General features: G+C 33.7%; 21 protein-coding genes. 13 read left to right on the top strand and 8 right to left on the bottom strand.

Going from position 1 to position 15,125, the window contains the following annotated elements; translation table 11 throughout:
* The first annotated feature begins 116 nt into the window (after positions 1-116).
* Positions 117-1,022: a transcription initiation factor IIB family protein gene (locus Nisw_RS04895; protein WP_016939443.1), complete on the top strand. Its 906-nt coding sequence runs from the start codon at positions 117-119 to the stop codon at positions 1,020-1,022.
* A gap of 74 nt (positions 1,023-1,096) precedes the next feature.
* On the opposite strand, the gene Nisw_RS04890 is transcribed toward Nisw_RS04895, so the two are convergent.
* Entirely contained in the window at positions 1,097-2,554 is a 1,458-nt protein-coding gene (locus Nisw_RS04890; protein ID WP_141978507.1) for a sodium:proton antiporter, read from the bottom strand.
* Between the two features lie 115 nt (positions 2,555-2,669).
* Here Nisw_RS04890 and Nisw_RS04885 point away from each other — a divergent pair, with 115 nt between their 5' ends.
* Together Nisw_RS04885 and cysC are read left to right on the top strand one after the other, a co-directional pair.
* Positions 2,670-3,212 (top strand): hemerythrin domain-containing protein, encoded by a 543-nt coding sequence (locus Nisw_RS04885; protein ID WP_141977018.1) that lies wholly within the window; start codon positions 2,670-2,672, stop codon positions 3,210-3,212.
* Positions 3,213-3,248: 36 nt separating this feature from the next.
* The gene (gene cysC / locus Nisw_RS04880) at positions 3,249-3,764 is read left to right on the top strand and encodes an adenylyl-sulfate kinase (RefSeq protein WP_141977016.1); all 516 of its coding nucleotides are present in this window, start codon (positions 3,249-3,251) and stop codon (positions 3,762-3,764) included.
* On the opposite strand, the gene Nisw_RS04875 is transcribed toward cysC, so the two are convergent.
* The 5 genes from Nisw_RS04875 to Nisw_RS04855 form a co-directional block, all read right to left on the bottom strand.
* Positions 3,756-4,571 (bottom strand): 3'(2'),5'-bisphosphate nucleotidase CysQ, encoded by an 816-nt coding sequence (locus Nisw_RS04875; protein WP_141977014.1) that lies wholly within the window; start codon positions 4,569-4,571, stop codon positions 3,756-3,758. The two genes, cysC and Nisw_RS04875, sit on opposite strands and share 9 nt — an antisense overlap.
* A 9-nt stretch (positions 4,572-4,580) precedes the next feature.
* The gene (locus Nisw_RS04870) at positions 4,581-4,787 is read right to left on the bottom strand and encodes a hypothetical protein (protein WP_141977012.1); all 207 of its coding nucleotides are present in this window, start codon (positions 4,785-4,787) and stop codon (positions 4,581-4,583) included.
* Positions 4,788-4,828: 41 nt separating this feature from the next.
* Positions 4,829-5,572 (bottom strand): SDR family NAD(P)-dependent oxidoreductase, encoded by a 744-nt coding sequence (locus Nisw_RS04865; protein WP_141977010.1) that lies wholly within the window; start codon positions 5,570-5,572, stop codon positions 4,829-4,831.
* Positions 5,573-5,836: 264 nt separating this feature from the next.
* Complete coding sequence (locus tag Nisw_RS04860) at positions 5,837-6,265, bottom strand: hypothetical protein (RefSeq protein WP_141977008.1); 429 nt, start codon at positions 6,263-6,265, stop codon at positions 5,837-5,839.
* Positions 6,266-6,302: 37 nt separating this feature from the next.
* Positions 6,303-6,854 carry a hypothetical protein gene (locus Nisw_RS04855; RefSeq protein ID WP_141977006.1) on the bottom strand — a complete coding sequence of 184 codons (552 nt, stop codon included), beginning with the start codon at positions 6,852-6,854 and terminating at the stop codon, positions 6,303-6,305.
* A 124-nt stretch (positions 6,855-6,978) separates the two neighbouring features.
* Here Nisw_RS04855 and Nisw_RS04850 point away from each other — a divergent pair, with 124 nt between their 5' ends.
* The 3 genes from Nisw_RS04850 to Nisw_RS04840 all read left to right on the top strand — a co-directional run bounded on the left by Nisw_RS04850 (position 6,979) and on the right by Nisw_RS04840 (position 10,032).
* Complete coding sequence (locus Nisw_RS04850; protein WP_141977004.1) at positions 6,979-7,626, top strand: Snf7 family protein; 648 nt, start codon at positions 6,979-6,981, stop codon at positions 7,624-7,626.
* 106 nt (positions 7,627-7,732) lie between these two features.
* Positions 7,733-9,109 carry an Ig-like domain-containing protein gene (locus Nisw_RS04845; protein ID WP_141977002.1) on the top strand — a complete coding sequence of 459 codons (1,377 nt, stop codon included), beginning with the start codon at positions 7,733-7,735 and terminating at the stop codon, positions 9,107-9,109.
* 50 nt (positions 9,110-9,159) lie between these two features.
* Complete coding sequence (locus tag Nisw_RS04840) at positions 9,160-10,032, top strand: hypothetical protein (protein ID WP_141977000.1); 873 nt, start codon at positions 9,160-9,162, stop codon at positions 10,030-10,032.
* Between the two features lie 2 nt (positions 10,033-10,034).
* On the opposite strand, the gene Nisw_RS04835 is transcribed toward Nisw_RS04840, so the two are convergent.
* The gene (locus Nisw_RS04835; protein ID WP_141976998.1) at positions 10,035-10,505 is read right to left on the bottom strand and encodes a transcriptional regulator; all 471 of its coding nucleotides are present in this window, start codon (positions 10,503-10,505) and stop codon (positions 10,035-10,037) included.
* Between the two features lie 100 nt (positions 10,506-10,605).
* Positions 10,606-11,247 carry a hypothetical protein gene (locus tag Nisw_RS04830; protein WP_141976996.1) on the bottom strand — a complete coding sequence of 214 codons (642 nt, stop codon included), beginning with the start codon at positions 11,245-11,247 and terminating at the stop codon, positions 10,606-10,608.
* A 306-nt stretch (positions 11,248-11,553) separates the two neighbouring features.
* On the opposite strand from Nisw_RS04830, the gene Nisw_RS04825 reads away from it, so the two are divergent.
* From Nisw_RS04825 to Nisw_RS04795, 7 genes are all read left to right on the top strand, one after another.
* Complete coding sequence (locus Nisw_RS04825; RefSeq protein WP_014964168.1) at positions 11,554-11,841, top strand: winged helix-turn-helix domain-containing protein; 288 nt, start codon at positions 11,554-11,556, stop codon at positions 11,839-11,841.
* Between the two features lie 3 nt (positions 11,842-11,844).
* The gene (locus Nisw_RS04820; RefSeq protein WP_141976994.1) at positions 11,845-12,852 is read left to right on the top strand and encodes a MarR family transcriptional regulator; all 1,008 of its coding nucleotides are present in this window, start codon (positions 11,845-11,847) and stop codon (positions 12,850-12,852) included.
* Positions 12,849-13,199, top strand: coding sequence for a hypothetical protein (locus Nisw_RS04815; protein ID WP_141976992.1), 351 nt, complete (start codon positions 12,849-12,851; stop codon positions 13,197-13,199). The genes Nisw_RS04820 and Nisw_RS04815 overlap by 4 nt, the downstream gene beginning before the upstream one ends.
* Positions 13,200-13,258: 59 nt before the next feature.
* On the top strand, positions 13,259-13,453 hold the full coding sequence (locus Nisw_RS04810) for a hypothetical protein (protein ID WP_141976990.1): 195 nt from the start codon (positions 13,259-13,261) through the stop codon (positions 13,451-13,453).
* Positions 13,454-13,494: 41 nt separating this feature from the next.
* Positions 13,495-14,208 carry a 7-carboxy-7-deazaguanine synthase QueE gene (locus Nisw_RS04805; protein ID WP_141976988.1) on the top strand — a complete coding sequence of 238 codons (714 nt, stop codon included), beginning with the start codon at positions 13,495-13,497 and terminating at the stop codon, positions 14,206-14,208.
* Positions 14,209-14,271: 63 nt separating this feature from the next.
* The gene (gene folE / locus Nisw_RS04800; RefSeq protein WP_141976986.1) at positions 14,272-14,829 is read left to right on the top strand and encodes a GTP cyclohydrolase I FolE; all 558 of its coding nucleotides are present in this window, start codon (positions 14,272-14,274) and stop codon (positions 14,827-14,829) included.
* Positions 14,830-14,869: 40 nt separating this feature from the next.
* Positions 14,870-15,124 (top strand): hypothetical protein, encoded by a 255-nt coding sequence (locus tag Nisw_RS04795; RefSeq protein ID WP_141976984.1) that lies wholly within the window; start codon positions 14,870-14,872, stop codon positions 15,122-15,124.
* Position 15,125: the final 1 nt, after the last annotated feature.

The following is a 15,125-nucleotide window of genomic DNA, read 5'->3' as shown; positions in this document are numbered from 1 at the left end:
TTTTTTTATTATTACAACTGCATTATGACTATTCTGGGTAATTGTAGGCTCAAAAATTACCAAAAATAACTTGTTGATTCATAAATACCACCAATCCTAGGATTCCAGAATCAACTATGGTAAGTAAAACAAAAGAACTCTGTCCTAGATGTGCACAGGGAAAATTAGTTACTGATAATGAATCCGGCGAGATGTTTTGCTCCAAATGTGGCTTTGTTATCACTGAAAAATTACAAGAAGCAGGTCCTGAATGGCGTTCCTTTACACAAGATGAACACGGTGATAGAGCAAGAGCTGGAGCTCCTACTTCGTTAACTATGCATGACATGGGTCTTGCTACAATAATTAATCCAGTAAACAAAGATGCATCTGGAAGACCACTTACAGCTTCTATGAAAAGTACTATTGAGAGATTAAGAACATGGGATAGTAGAAGTCAAGTTCATGAACCAGTTGATAGAAACTTTAGACAAGCATTTAGTGAATTAAATAGACTTAAAGACAAACTAGCAATTTCTGATGCAGTAATTGAAAAAGCAGCTTACATTTACAGAAAAGCACTAGATAAGGGACTTGTTAGAGGACGTTCTATTTCAGCTTTGATGGCATCTGCACTTTATGCTGCATGTCGTGATACTGAAACCCCAAGAAATCTAAAAGATGTAGAACAAGCAGCAAACATCAAAAGAAAAGATATTGCAAGATGTTACAGATTACTTGTCAAAGAACTTGACTTGAAAATGCCAGTAACAGATTCAATTCAGTGTGTTGCAAGAATTGCAAGCAGAATTGGTATTGCAGAGAAAACAAAAAGATATGCAGTAAAAGTACTCAAAAAAGCACAAGAAAATGAGGTTTCTGCAGGAAAAGATCCAATGGGTCTAGCAGCTGCAGCATTGTACCTATCATGTGTCAAAAACGGTGAGGATAAAACTCAGAGAGACATTGCAGAGGCTGCAAATGTGACTGAAGTTACTATCAGAAATAGGTACAAAGGACTCAAAGAGTCACTAGACCTTTAATTTTTCAAATTAGTTTGAATTTAAAGGACAATATTTCTTATGCTCATTAAACAAAATTGCATAGTTCTACCTAGTTATTCTTGAGAATTTATTTTTTTAACAAATCCGCCTTCATTTGACTCATCAATAATATCTTCTGATTCATTTTTAGATGCATCATCAGAATCTTCAGGTGGTTTTACAAATCCCCCTTTTACTGGATCAGGTGGTGGAATATTTTTTGATCTTCCCATTCCAATTGTTGTAATAATTACTGATGACAAAATGATGAAGAATATTATTTGTGGATAAGCTTCAGCATTTGGTAATCCCATGGTTATTGGATATGTTGCAAGCACTGCTGCAGCTAACCCTCTAGGAATCATAGAGTTTGTAACAGCTTTATCTAATTTGGAGAATCTTTTTGTTAAAGTTACTTTTGCAATAATTCCTCTTCCAAAGAAAACTACAATTGTTATCAAAATTCCAAATACCATGTATTCTATTTGTCCAAAACTTGCCATTAATCCAACAAACACAAAGAAAAATGCTCTTACCAAAAATGTAAGTTGGTTGTGAGTTGGATCGTCCATTTCAATTTTTGGCAGTTTAAATCTAAGAATTCGTGATAGATGATTTTTGTTTCCCAACATTAAACCAAATACCAATGCAGTCAAGGCACCTGACTCTCCAAATGAGTTTGCCAAGAAAAACAGCACAAACAAAATTCCTAATGTGAGCATGTATGCGTGTTGAGCATTTCCAAGCTTTGTTGACACATACATCCAGGGAATTCCTACACCAAATCCAAGAACTAGACCTACAACAACTGCTCTTCCAATAGTTTCTTGTAAGATTTGTAAATCAAATGTTCCTGCAAGCACTGCCTCAAATAGAATGAATGCTACTATTGTAGCCAAAATATCTGTTAATGCAGATTCAAAACTTAGCATTGACTTTGTTTCTTCAGAAATTTTGACATTTCTGACCAGCCCAAATACAATTGCAGAACTACTTCCTCCGACAATTGAACCTAGCAATATGCTTTCTAACCAAAGCCACCCTAATGCATAATGTGCACCTATTGCAATTACTCCAACTGATAAAACAAAACCAAGAATGGCCAGTGTTGATGAAAAGTGTGCTGTTTTGATGACATGCTTGATATCTAAATTCAATCCACCATCAAACATGATAATTATCAATGCAAGAGCTGCAAAATATGGAACCACTTGAATTACAGCTTCTGGTTGAATCAATCCAAGTACTGGACCCAAAATTACTCCTAGAATCATCAAAAACGCTACATCTGGAATTCCAGTTCTTTTGAAAAATGCCTCACCTGCAACTCCCAGAAAGATTACTACTCCTGCTGCAAGTAAAATTACATGAGCAGGTGCAATAAACCCATCCTGAGAGGATGACAATGTTCCAACTGAATTCTGTAACTCCGTAAATTTTTCAAAAATAAAACTTGAATCAAAATTACCTAATGGTATATCGTTAATCTGACCTGTCATTAATTTTAAAATAGATAACACTATTGGATTCATTTCTGATTGCATCTCATTTTCTTCGGATAAAAATTAAACTAGATTTGGTCTACTGTTTTAGGCTCAGTTGTAATTTTAGATACACATTAAATCAACTAGGATATAATTTCCTTAATTGAGTGGCACTGAGACATTACGCGAAGATCATAAACAAATACGAAGATTAGAAAAAGTCATCATAAAATGCTATACAGAACTTTATGCAGGAAAAGATATTCCTTTTTCTGATATTGATAAAATCACATTAATTATTGAAGAATTTTTAGATTCTATTCACTATTCTAGAGAAGAAGATTCCTATTTTCCATGTGTTGCAACATATGATCACCTAAAACAAGAGATTAGAGGCTTGTTAATTGAGCATGAATTTTCTAGACGAATTGCATTACAAATTAAAAAACATCTTAAAAGATGGAAAGAAGGTGAGGATGCAAGAGAACCTGTTGCTCGATATCTCAAGACATATTCTGTGTATCTTATGGATCATATGAATAAGGAAGAAGATTTTTTTGATAAAGCAGAAGCTGAAGTTTTGTCAAAAGAAGAAGAGATTGACATGTATGAGCAATTCAGATCTGTTATGACAATTTCAAAAAAATTGGAAGATATGATTAAAGAGATTGAATATTTAGAAAATCAATCTTGGGTTCAAAATTAACGTAAGCTCTTTATGGGCAAATTAGAAATTTTTAATATGAAACCTTTTGTTCTTTGGATGACTGGTCTTCCATGTTCAGGAAAGACTACCATCGTAAAAGACTTGCAAAAAGATATTCCAAATTTGGCAATGCTTGATGGAGATGAACTCAGAGAATGGTTTTCTCCAAAAGATTTCTCCAAAGCAGGACGTGATGAACATAACAAAAAAGTTGCACACTTGGCAAAACTATTGTTAAAACATGGTGTTCCAAGTGCAGTATCTCTAGTTTCACCATATCTTGAGAATAGAGAAAATGCTAGAGCTATTATTGATGCAGGTGATCAGTTTGCAGAATGCTACGTCAAATGTTCACTAGAAGAATGTGAGAAAAGAGACGTCAAAGGCATGTATGCCAAAGCAAGAAAAGGAGAGATCAAAGGATTTACAGGAATTGATGATCCTTATGAAGCTCCTGAAAAAGCAGACCTCATAGTTGATACAGAAAATGAATCACTTGATGATAGTGCAAACAAAGTAAAGGAATTTCTTAAATCAAGAAACCTACTCTAATTTTTTAAATTCATCAACTATTGTTTGATGAATAATCCCATTTGTAACTAGAATTCCATTTTTGTGGTGAACTTCCTTATTGTTATATGAAATCTCATTTCCTAACATATCTGTCATTTTTCCTCCAGCCTCAGAAATTATACAATGTGATGCAGCTGAATCCCATTCTTTCATTTTGTCTGTAGTTGTAATGTATGCTTCAGCTTCACCTGATGCAATTTTTCCAACTTTTAATGAACTCCCTATACTTGTAAAATCTTCAATTCCCAATTTTTTGATAAAGGCTTTTTCTTTATCTGATAGATGATGTCTTGAACCCACAGTTCTACATTTTGGAATCTCCTTAGTTGTAGTTACTCTAATTTTTCTCCATTCTTCATTTGAATACCTAAATGCACCCTTCCCTTCTTGTGCAACAAATAATGTTTTTTCAGTTGGCCAACCTATTACACCAAGAATTGGCTTTTTGTTTTTTACAAGTGCTATCATAACGGTAAACTCACCCGTTTTATCAATAAAGTCAGAAGTGCCATCTAATGGGTCAACTATCCAGATTGTGTCCTCAGATAACCTAGTTTGATCATCATTATCTTCTTCAGATAGAATTTTGTGTTTTGTTTGAGACAGAATTCCTTTGATTATTTCATTACTTTTTAGATCCGCTTCCGTGATTGGGGAGTCATCTTTTTTTGTAAACTCTTCAAATTCTCCTTTGTAGATCTCTAAAATTGTATTTCCAGCACCTAATGCTGCCTTGATAGCAATATCTAATTCAGGAATCTTATCAGAAATTGGTATGTCTTTCAAAATGTATTCCTAAGTTGTAAGTTCTGGCTTTAATGTCCATACCACTCCAAGTGCAATAAATGGAATGGAAATAATTCCAATAATTCCGAGAATTGTGAAAAATTGGGATTCTGAAACTTGTGGATTGTTTATTATCCAAGGAAGTGGTAATGATACAATTATCCAAATAATTCCTAATAATATAATCAACTTTGCTTTTGCTTTCCTATCTTTCATCATAATTCACTGTGTTTGGGTGCTATTAAATTCATGTGAATTTATTTTGTAGATTCTCCTCCATCTACTGCTAAAATTGCTCCTGTAGTCCACGATGCATCATCTGAGGCAAAATAAAGTGCCGCCTTTGCTACTTCTTCAGGTTTTCCAATTCTGCCTAATGGGTGTTCTGCATCCATAAAATCTCTATCTTTTTGAGTTTTTACAAATGGTTTTGTCATATCTGTATCTACTACTCCAGGACAAATGCAATTAACTCTAATCTTATCTTTGGAATATTCAAGTGCCCAACATTTTGTTAGTACAATTAATGCAGCCTTTGTTGCAGAATATGCATCAGCATTAAATCCTTGATATGCTTTTAGTCCAGCATCTGATGAAATGTTAATTATTGAACCAGATGTTTTCTGTAAATGAGGAATTGCCTCTTTTGTAACTCTGTATGGTCCTGTAAGATTTACGTCTAAAACCTCATTCCATTCTTCTTCTTCAATTTCATGTAATTTTTTGATTCTTGGAAACACTCCTGCATTGTTTACAAGAATATCTAACCTTCCAAATTTCTCTACAGTTTTTTTTATTGCATTTTTTACATCGTCTGTTTTTCTAACATCAGCTACTATTGCAAACGAATTAGAAATTTCACAAGCTGATTTTTCTAATCGCTTTTGATCTTTTCCTGTAATTACTACACTGGCTCCATTATCTGACAAAACTTTTGCAGTGGCAAATCCAATTCCTCTACTTCCACCAGTTACAAGGGCAACTTTACCTGATAAACTCAATAGCTTTTACATGAAAATTCGTAATTTATAGATCGATTTTTAAGAAATAGGAATAAAATATTTTAATAATTAAAGAATTATTTGTAATTTATTATATTAAATCTTAAATACTTGTAGTTCCTATAATAATTAATGCCGATGGATATAATTCCTATCGACTAAAATTGCGTATCCCCGCAGAACAATAAAGGTAATCAGGCGCTAAGGTCGTTTGACAACGAGAGGGAATCTCTCAAAGTTCTGCAATGAAGGGGATTACGCCTCTTAATTTTGTAAAATATCTACAGATACTGAACCCATTACATTTCCATTTGGATTGATAATAATCATGACTTCATCTGATTGATGTATTTTGAAAGAAGATGTACCATCATATTCCCATGTGTAATATTCTGAAATTCCAGTTTGGTGTAATGTATTTCTTAATTGAAAATCTTCATCAAAACCAAAATCTTTTCCTTTTATTGATATGGATAAAATCTCAGGACTACTTCCATTTGGAACAAATCTGAAATAATATTCACCATTCTTAATCTCAAAACTTTCTGTATATTCACCATTTTCATATAATTGTGGATCTGCTAGTGTCACATGAAAAACAACATTATCTTTTTTCTCAGATGAATCCAACGATAATATTGTAAAAAATCCTATAATCACTATAATGGAAATGATGATGATTTTTTTATTCACAAAAACATTTTAGAAATTCCATTATAAAAATAAATTTCTATTTTTCTCTTATTTTTTTTGTTAATACTTCTATTTTTTCAAGCTGCTCTAAAATCCATGGATCATTTATCAAATCCATAATTTCTTCCATTTTGAATAATTTTGGAGTAGTCATTCCTTCTTCAAAATCATACAATTTGATAATTCTATTTTTGACATTTTTATCTTCTATCTTTTTGTTATGTGCAAAATTATGTGCAAAATCATTTCTAATTTCCCTAATTTCATTTAGCTTTTGTTGAATCTTTACTCTAGTTTTTTCATCAATTGCTTTTTGAAAATCTTGATGGTTTTTCATTATTCTTGATATCCAAACAATCTTTGTTCCAAAAGATGCAGTTCTATCCTCATCAAATACTGTTTTTGCCCATAATGCAAAGTCGTTCTTGTCTCGCAAAAATAGATCTGAAATAATTACAGTAAGTGTTGAGTCTAACACTGAAACATAACTAAGAAAATTACCTCGAATTCGGTTTACTAAATTGACATATTCTCTATCTGTTAGCTCTTTGGAATTGTCTGGTAAATCAAAACTAAAATGTTCACTCATGAGTTATGCCTAGGAAAATGGTAAATAGATTTTTGGATTGAATTTTGCCTTTGTTAGTGAAGTTACACACACTGTGAATCATTCTTTACACCTGAAATTAAGTACATTTTCTTAAACCCAAATCATGGCTAATTTGAGTAACAAGTGGACAAAACCACCTACTACTAGCATAGGTGAAAAAATTAGTGATACTGTAAAGCCAAAAGGCGCTCTAAAACCACGAGTTCAAGAAGGAGTCAAAAGATTACGATTACAGATTCAAAAATTAGATAAAATGTTATCTGGATTACAAGAGCGTGACGGACAACTATTTGCAAGAATTGTAGAAGCAACTCAGAAACATGATACTCAAACAAGTAAAGTTTTAGGAAATGAACTAGCAGAAATTAGAAAAGTTATCAAAATTATGAGCAGTGCAAGAATTGCTCTTGAACAAATTGAATTACGATTAACAACATTTAGTGATCTTGGAGATACTGTGGTAGCTATCATGCCGACAATGGGATTAATGAAGAATCTCAAATCATCACTAGGTAAAGTGATGCCTGGAGCAGAAGCTGAAATTGGCCAAATGGCTGAAATGTTAGGCGGATTTATGACTGAGAGTTTCTCAGGTGATGCAGCATTTGGAATGGATGAATCTACAAACGCTGAATCTGATGCAATACTCAAAGAAGCTGCAGCAGTAGCTGAGAGTTCTGCAGGACAAATGTTCCCATCAGTTCCAACACAATCAACTGCATCTACAGAATCTTCCTCCAAATTTTACTAGAAAAAATAAATTATTTTTTTCAAAATCTTTTCTTATAACCATTACTCTGTATTGATACTGAGCTTTTCTGCTTGTTGGTTAAATGCTATTTTGAGATTTTTCAATAATGCAAAAAGTTCCAGGAATATTCTTGTATACTGTACTAATTTCAGGAGGTTTATTCTCTAGTTTTGCGTTTGCTCAAGAATTTCCAATTGCAGAAGATGACTTTTACTCTGTTGATGAGGATTCCCTTCTAACTGTTGAGCCTATTGGAATATTGGGAAACGATACCAACACCACAAATGAACCATTAAATGCAATTCTTCTAACTGATGTTAATTTTGGAACTTTGACATTCCATCATAATGGTAATTTTACTTATCAGCCAAATGAAAATTCTGTTAATACTGATTCATTTACTTATGTAGCAAATAATGGAACTGACAACAGCAATGAAGCTACCGTAATAATTTTTGTTAATCCAATTAATGATGCACCTGTTGCACAAAATGATCATGTTGAAACTCAACAAAACGTCCCTATTCGTATAGATGTTCTTGAAAATGATTTTGATGTAGATAATGATTCATTGAATATCTTTTTACAAAATGATCCATCAGAAATTAGAGGATTTGTTGAAATCCAAGAATCTGAAGTTTTGTTTACCCCTCTAGCAGGATTTGTTGGAAATACGACATTTTCTTATTGGACATCTGATGGAGAAGATATCAGTAATTCTGCAAATGTAACAATATCTGTAATTGAAGTTGATGAGGAATCAAATGACTCTCTATTTGAGGAAATTTTTGAGCAAATCCAATTAATTTTTGATAAAGTTCTAGCATTAGAAAATGAAATAACTCAACTCAAAGAAGAAAATGCCTTACTTGAAGAAAGAATTTCTACACTTGAAGCATTTCATAGAACTGAGACATCAGGAAATAATGAAAAGGTAACCATCTGTCATAAAGGTAAAAACACTATAACAATTTCTACAAATGCATTACTTGCACATCTTAATCATGGTGATACAAAAGGTAACTGTACAAATGATGTTTCCTCTAACTCATTTTCAACCGTAACATCACCTGTTACACCACAAATCACATTCTCAAATGAGAAAGTTGATGTATGTCACAACGGAAAAGCAACTCTATCTCTCCCAGGAAATGCTGCAAGACATCACTTGGAGCATCATGATGATGACTATCTAGGTCAATGTACTCCTAATTCTACATCTCAACTAGAAGCTGAAAAACTAGCAAAACAACAAGCTGACCAAAAACAAAGAGATGCAAAGAAAGCTGCTCAAGAAGCTGAAAAACTAGCAAAACAACAAGCTGACCAAAAACAAAGAGATGCAAAGAAAGCTGCTCAAGAAGCTGAAAAACTAGCAAAACAACAAGCTGACCAAAAACAAAGAGATGCTGAGAAAGCTCAGAAAGAAAAAGAGAAGTTATCTAAATTAGAATCAAAGGAAAATGGACCAAAATCCAAATAATTCCCATTTTGGCTGATAATCTAAATATCACTCTGTTGTGAGGTTCAAAGTTGAAAAATTATCTAATCTTTGGACTAATTCTATCCTTTATTTTGATCCCTGTAGCTTCTTATGCAGAAAATACTGAATTAGAAATTTCTGAACCAAAAATTGTTAATAGTCTTGGCAATATTGTAGATGAAATTCTCGCCCCAATTGATGGCGTACCTTTTTCCTATCAACCATCTGCAGTATTGAAGAATACTGGAACATCCCCTGTAGATTTTACCTTTTATGCTCTAGTTGATGATGGCAATAAATTGATAGAGTTGAATTCTTTTTCAGCATCAATTAATCCTGATCAAGACTTTACACTTGCTTTAACATGGAATCCGCAAAAAGAAGGAAAACATACGCTAATTTTTGGAGCATGGAATAATCTTGGAGACAAGAAAGATCTGATAATGCCAATTGAATTAGAGGTACATGTAATATCTCAAGATTCTTCACCAGAGAAGTCTACAGTAGAACTGGAAAAAGAAAAAGTTCCAACATGGATAAAAAATAATGCAAAATGGTGGTCAGAGGGAAATATTGATGATGATACCTTTGTTGGAGGAATACAACATTTAATGAAAGAAAAAATTGTAAACATCCCAGATTTACCAGAACAAGCTTCGGAAAAAGCAAGACCAAACTTTGTAGATGAAACTAAAGATCCTCAACATTACATTGATAGATACAACAATGAAGAACAATACAAAGAATGGTTTGATAATAACTATCCTGATTATACTATCGAAGAAGCAGTTGGATTACCAACACCAATTCCTGGTTGGATAAAGAATACTGCTAGTTGGTGGTCAGAAGGATTAATTTCTGAAGATGAATTTGTTAAAGGAATTGAATTTTTGGTAGAAAACAGAATTTTAATTGTAAACTAGAACTACTCTGATGATTCTCGAGATTCTTTTATTTTTCTGACTCTACTGCCTTCATCATCAATAATTCTATCAACACCTGATAGTTTCTCCCGTAAATTATTGATTATGGTACCTACTTCATCAGCTTCGGCTTCGACCTGCTTTCTCTTCTCAGCAAGTTCTGAAATTCCCCTGTTTTCTTCCTCAATGTACTCGTTGACCTTTTGGAGTTTCTCTTTGAGATTCTTGATATCTACTGACTCCTCTTCAATGTCTTTTTCAAGTATAGTTCGCTTGTCTTTGAGATTCTTAATCATTAAACCAACATAATCAATTGCCTCTTCAAGCTGAGCGCGTTTTCCCATTAATTCTCCAATTCCAATCTGACTTGGAGTCTCTGAAACTGTAGATTCTGAAGTCCCTTGTACAGTATTTTCATCAGGTCTCTCTTCTACCATTTCTTCGCCCTCTTCTTTCTTGAATTTATCAAACATTTTATGATTTTCTTTCTAAAATGGGAATAAAAAGTTACTATGAATCCCAAAGCTGACAAGGTGAATGATTTTTACTCAAAAAAAGGAAAAATGTGGTGAATTATCTCACCGAAATTGAATTTCTGAACTCTTGGTTAGAATCAACTGATTTTTCAAAACTGGTAGTTCCAATCTGAAGAAATTTGATATTTTGACCCATCTCAGGATTTACTACAGAATTAAAGAAAATTTCAAAAACATTCTCTTTTTCTGAAAACTTGCCAGAAAATACAACTTTGTAACTGAGATCCTCATCTGAGGCTGTTCCATGCATAGTTACATGGGAACCATTGGATTTTCCACTTAATTCTAGGTCAAACTCTTTTTCTCCAAGACTTAGTACTCCACTAGTTGAAATCTTCCACAAGTCTTGCCCGACCTTTATTGCCTTTCCATCAAAGAGAGTAATTCCAGCATTGTAAGCCTTGTTATTCATTATAGCCCACCCTGATACCTTGGTAGACAAAATTCTCTTCATGTCTTCCTTTGTAGTATCTGATGGCAAGGCATAATGTTGGACTTTGAGCTTTCCATCAACCATTTTTTCGGTCACGATTACTCCTAATCCCTCATCTTTGGAACTTCCTTTTGGCTCATACACTCCAGTATCATCTGCAAACGAGTAGGTTACAGTGATTGGAGATGCACCAAGCATCAAAAGGACAGCAATAACACCAATAGTTCTGTTTTGGGGTTTTACCATGAATGGTATACCTCAAAATGATAGATTAGGAACGGATAGGAATTGTTCTGTTCTTTATATACTAAATTTCTGCAAAATCTACAAAATCAAGACATTTTTCTTCAAATTTTCTAAAAGTCAGTTTTTTACATGAAAACGGGTATTTTTTAGACAAAAAACCATGCACAAAATTTCTAGGAATTTTCTCTCCCGCAATGATTTTGCCAAAAATCAGCCAATTTTTTGAGTAAAAATGGTGTTCCGCTATGCGTTCCGCTATAGTGTTTCAAAACATTCCTCAATAACTAATTGATTGTATACTATACCATGTCAAAACAACAATACAGGTCCGAAATGGGCATCATGGGTGATATCCTAAACGTTACTGCTGATGGCGGTCGTGAAGGAATCATTGTATCTGCAATATCTCGCAAAGCCAACCTATCTCACTATGCAGTACTAGACAAATGTGAGAAACTGGTAGAAGCAGGCTTAGTCGAGTCTGTCAAAAACGACAGAAATAGAGTCTTTCAAATCACTGAAAAAGGACTTCAGTTTTTCCAGGAATTCAAGAGATTTCAGGGACTCGTGGAGAGCATGAACCTAAGGTATTAGCCAATGAATCCCCAAATCGTACCAATTCATAGGACAGAGTCTCGAGAAGATGGAATGCTTTTTGTAAGGACTGATAATATCATCGATACAATGGTTAATGCACCTCTTATCGTTGCAGGATTGCTAGTTGTAGCACTAACGATGCCTTTGCAGACCTCATTTGCCACTACTCGAACTCTTGATCTAATCATAAATTCTGATGGTTCTACAAATATCTCATCTCAAATTGATGTAGATTCTTCAAACTTTGAACTAAGTCTTTTTGGTCCATCTATTGATAATTTTGTTGCACTTGGAGAAGATGGTACTGTTCTATCTGGAAATATTATTGAAGACAAGGTAATGATTCAAACAAGTGATTATTCTTCTATTACCGTTAACTATGATATTCATGATCTAATTTCTAAGGAAGGCAGAGTCTGGACATTTTCATTTGATTCTCCTACAAAATACTCTCTATTAATGCCAGAAAATTCTGTAATTGTGGGAATGGATATCTTACCTGAAAATATGGAGCAATTAGATTCCCAAATTAAACTAGAAATCCCTGTTGGTCCTGCAAAAATTGATTATATCTTTAGCACTCCAATCGAAACCCCTACAACCACATCAGAATCTTCATTTGATTCTGTTACTATTGGTCTGATAGTTGGTCCAATTGCAGCAGCTGCAATCGCTTCAGTAATTGTAGCAAAAAAGAGACAATCAAGACCTCAATTGCAAACCGAAGTTATACAAATCACTCCAAAATCAACAACTGATTCAGTAAATCCTGATACAATTTTCAGTCTTAGACCTGACATGAGAGAAGATGATAAAGAGATTGTCAGATTCATTTCTGAGAATGGTGGTGAAGTGTTTGAAAGTGATTTGAGAAAAAAGTTCCTTCAACCAAGAACCACCATGTGGAGAGCAGTCAAAAGACTAGAAAGACTAGGCGTAGTTGAAATCTACAAAAAAGATCTTCTAAATATGGTCAAATTACGAAACGATTTGGAGGAAGAAAATTGAAGAGTTTAGCATTACTGGCATTATTGCTTTTGGCAGTAGGTGTCATTTCTACAAACGAAGTATTTGCTGAGCCATTAGATGATGTTAGAACTTCCGTCTCTAACTATGATGGTGATTCAGCAACTGTAAAGATTACTTGGAACAATGATAATTCAGCTAAAAACTACAAAGTTGGCTGTGTTAGCTGTACTCCAAATGTTGTAGAATTTACAACTGGTAATAATATGACCATCCATGATGTTACACCATTTCCTAATGGCTCATATGCATTACTTTATGTGATTAGCTATGATTCTCAAAATAACATCATCACTGCAAAACAACTCATAGTCAATCTTAACCAATAATTTTCAAATCTCTAAAATTTATCATAAACTTATTATACATTTTCCAAACAGGATTGAGCATGGCATCTAAGGCAATTACAGTTGGAGTAGGAATTCCAATGATTGTAGTTGGTGCATTGATGGCATGGTTATGGGCTCCTATGGAAGGAGATCTTCAAAATCAGGTAGAACTAATTGGAAGCACAATTGGAATCCTAGGCATAGTGTTCTTTATCTGTGGATTATTCTACACAAAAGAACCTGTGATGCATTAGAAACTCACTGAATAAATAATGAAAAAAATTACCATTATTACTTGAAAGTCAGACTATTTGAGATATTTACATCTGTAGAAGGAGAAGGTATTCTTTATGGAACAAAGACACTTTTTGTAAGACTAGCTGGTTGTCCTTTTACTTGTTTTTACTGTGATACAAAGGAATCTCTTCCACTTGACTCTGGAACAGAATATTCTATTGAAGAAGCAAATCAACTAATTGACTCTAATCTGAAAAACCAAACATACAAAGTAAATTTCACAGGTGGTGACCCACTCATTCAACACCAAGCAGTTGCACTACTTGCTAAACACATTCAAGACAAAAAAATTCCAACATATCTAGAATCATCCTGCTTTGATATTGATAGATTCAATCATGTTTTGCCCTTTATTGATATTGTAAAAATTGAATTCAAAACAAAAGATTCAGATTTTGTTGACTCTCAACACTATGAGAAATTAATTGGTCATACTATGAAGTGTTTAGAATCATCTGTGCGTGCAAAGAAAACAACTTACATCAAAGTAGTTGTTAGTTCTAAAACCAAACCTGGTGATTTTCAAGAATTAGTAAATCAAATCTTTGATATTGTATCAAAAGATAATATTGATGGATTCATCATCCAACCAACATATGGTGTTGCAGAGCCTTCGCTAGATTTGTTGTTGAGTTTGTATGATGTTGTTTTTCCACACTATAATGAAGTGAAAGTTGTTCCTCAATTACACAAATTCATTGGTGCACCATAGTTACCACCAGCCTAATAATCAGATTAGGTTCAAATACTAGAAAAATCGTCTCAAATCATCAAAATGGATGAAGAACGTGTAAAGAAACTTGTCCGAGAGTTGATAATTGAAGTTGGCGAAGATCCTACCCGTGAGGGTCTAAGAGAAACTCCCGAAAGAATTGCAAACATGTACAAAGAAATTTTCTCTGGATATGATTCTGATTCGGAATTAGCTGTTCAATTCTCAGAAGATTCTGATGTGGTTGTAGCACGTGATATTCAATTCTATTCCATGTGTGAGCATCATATGCTTCCATTCTTTGGTAAAATTCACATTGCATATTCTCCAAATGGTAGAGTTTTTGGAATCTCCAAACTTGTGAGATTGGTAGAAAAATACTCAAAACGACTACAAATTCAAGAACGATTAACAAAGAACATTGCAGATGAACTATATTCTCAAGGTGTTAAAGGAGTTGTAGTTTTAGCTGATGCAGAACATCTTTGTATGAAGATGCGTGGTGTTAGAAACGATGCAACTCTCTCCTCCTCAGCATTTAGAGGAATTTATGAAAATAAAGACGAAAAAGAAGGCATTATGACCTTAATTAGAAAACGTGCTTCTGATTCCTCCTTTTAACATCTGAAAAATTAAATAGCGATTCTATTTCAAAAAAATCATGGATGATGGAAGAAAAATTGCTCATATTCCAAAAGAATCGTGGCCTAGTTTTACTTGGTACGCAATTGAATTTGCAATAGTACTTGCAATCTGTATGTTAGTTGCAAGAGAAGTTGTTGGAACTCTCACAGAACTTTCTCCTGAAATTCAGAACTACATCTGGTGGGGAATCACTGGATTGATCTTCTTAGCATGGTATATTGGAATAAGAGGATTTGTTCTAAAAAAGAAAATTCTAAAAAACAGATATTAGA

This window comes from Candidatus Nitrosopumilus sp. SW, assembly GCF_006740685.1.
Lineage (GTDB): Archaea > Thermoproteota > Nitrososphaeria > Nitrososphaerales > Nitrosopumilaceae > Nitrosopumilus.
This window is presented reverse-complemented; position numbering and strand designations above follow the sequence as displayed.

Coding starts and splice junctions, on each gene's coding strand:
- Nisw_RS04895 (WP_016939443.1), top strand. CDS start 117: ATGGTAAGTAAAACAAAAGAACTCTGTCCTAGATGTGCACAGGGAAAA.
- Nisw_RS04890 (WP_141978507.1), bottom strand. CDS start 2,554: ATGAATCCAATAGTGTTATCTATTTTAAAATTAATGACAGGTCAGATT.
- cysC (WP_141977016.1), top strand. CDS start 3,249: ATGAAACCTTTTGTTCTTTGGATGACTGGTCTTCCATGTTCAGGAAAG.
- Nisw_RS04870 (WP_141977012.1), bottom strand. CDS start 4,787: ATGAAAGATAGGAAAGCAAAAGCAAAGTTGATTATATTATTAGGAATT.
- Nisw_RS04855 (WP_141977006.1), bottom strand. CDS start 6,854: ATGAGTGAACATTTTAGTTTTGATTTACCAGACAATTCCAAAGAGCTA.
- Nisw_RS04850 (WP_141977004.1), top strand. CDS start 6,979: ATGGCTAATTTGAGTAACAAGTGGACAAAACCACCTACTACTAGCATA.
- Nisw_RS04845 (WP_141977002.1), top strand. CDS start 7,733: ATGCAAAAAGTTCCAGGAATATTCTTGTATACTGTACTAATTTCAGGA.
- Nisw_RS04835 (WP_141976998.1), bottom strand. CDS start 10,505: ATGTTTGATAAATTCAAGAAAGAAGAGGGCGAAGAAATGGTAGAAGAG.
- Nisw_RS04830 (WP_141976996.1), bottom strand. CDS start 11,247: ATGGTAAAACCCCAAAACAGAACTATTGGTGTTATTGCTGTCCTTTTG.
- Nisw_RS04825 (WP_014964168.1), top strand. CDS start 11,554: ATGTCAAAACAACAATACAGGTCCGAAATGGGCATCATGGGTGATATC.
- Nisw_RS04820 (WP_141976994.1), top strand. CDS start 11,845: ATGAATCCCCAAATCGTACCAATTCATAGGACAGAGTCTCGAGAAGAT.
- Nisw_RS04810 (WP_141976990.1), top strand. CDS start 13,259: ATGGCATCTAAGGCAATTACAGTTGGAGTAGGAATTCCAATGATTGTA.
- folE (WP_141976986.1), top strand. CDS start 14,272: ATGGATGAAGAACGTGTAAAGAAACTTGTCCGAGAGTTGATAATTGAA.
- Nisw_RS04795 (WP_141976984.1), top strand. CDS start 14,870: ATGGATGATGGAAGAAAAATTGCTCATATTCCAAAAGAATCGTGGCCT.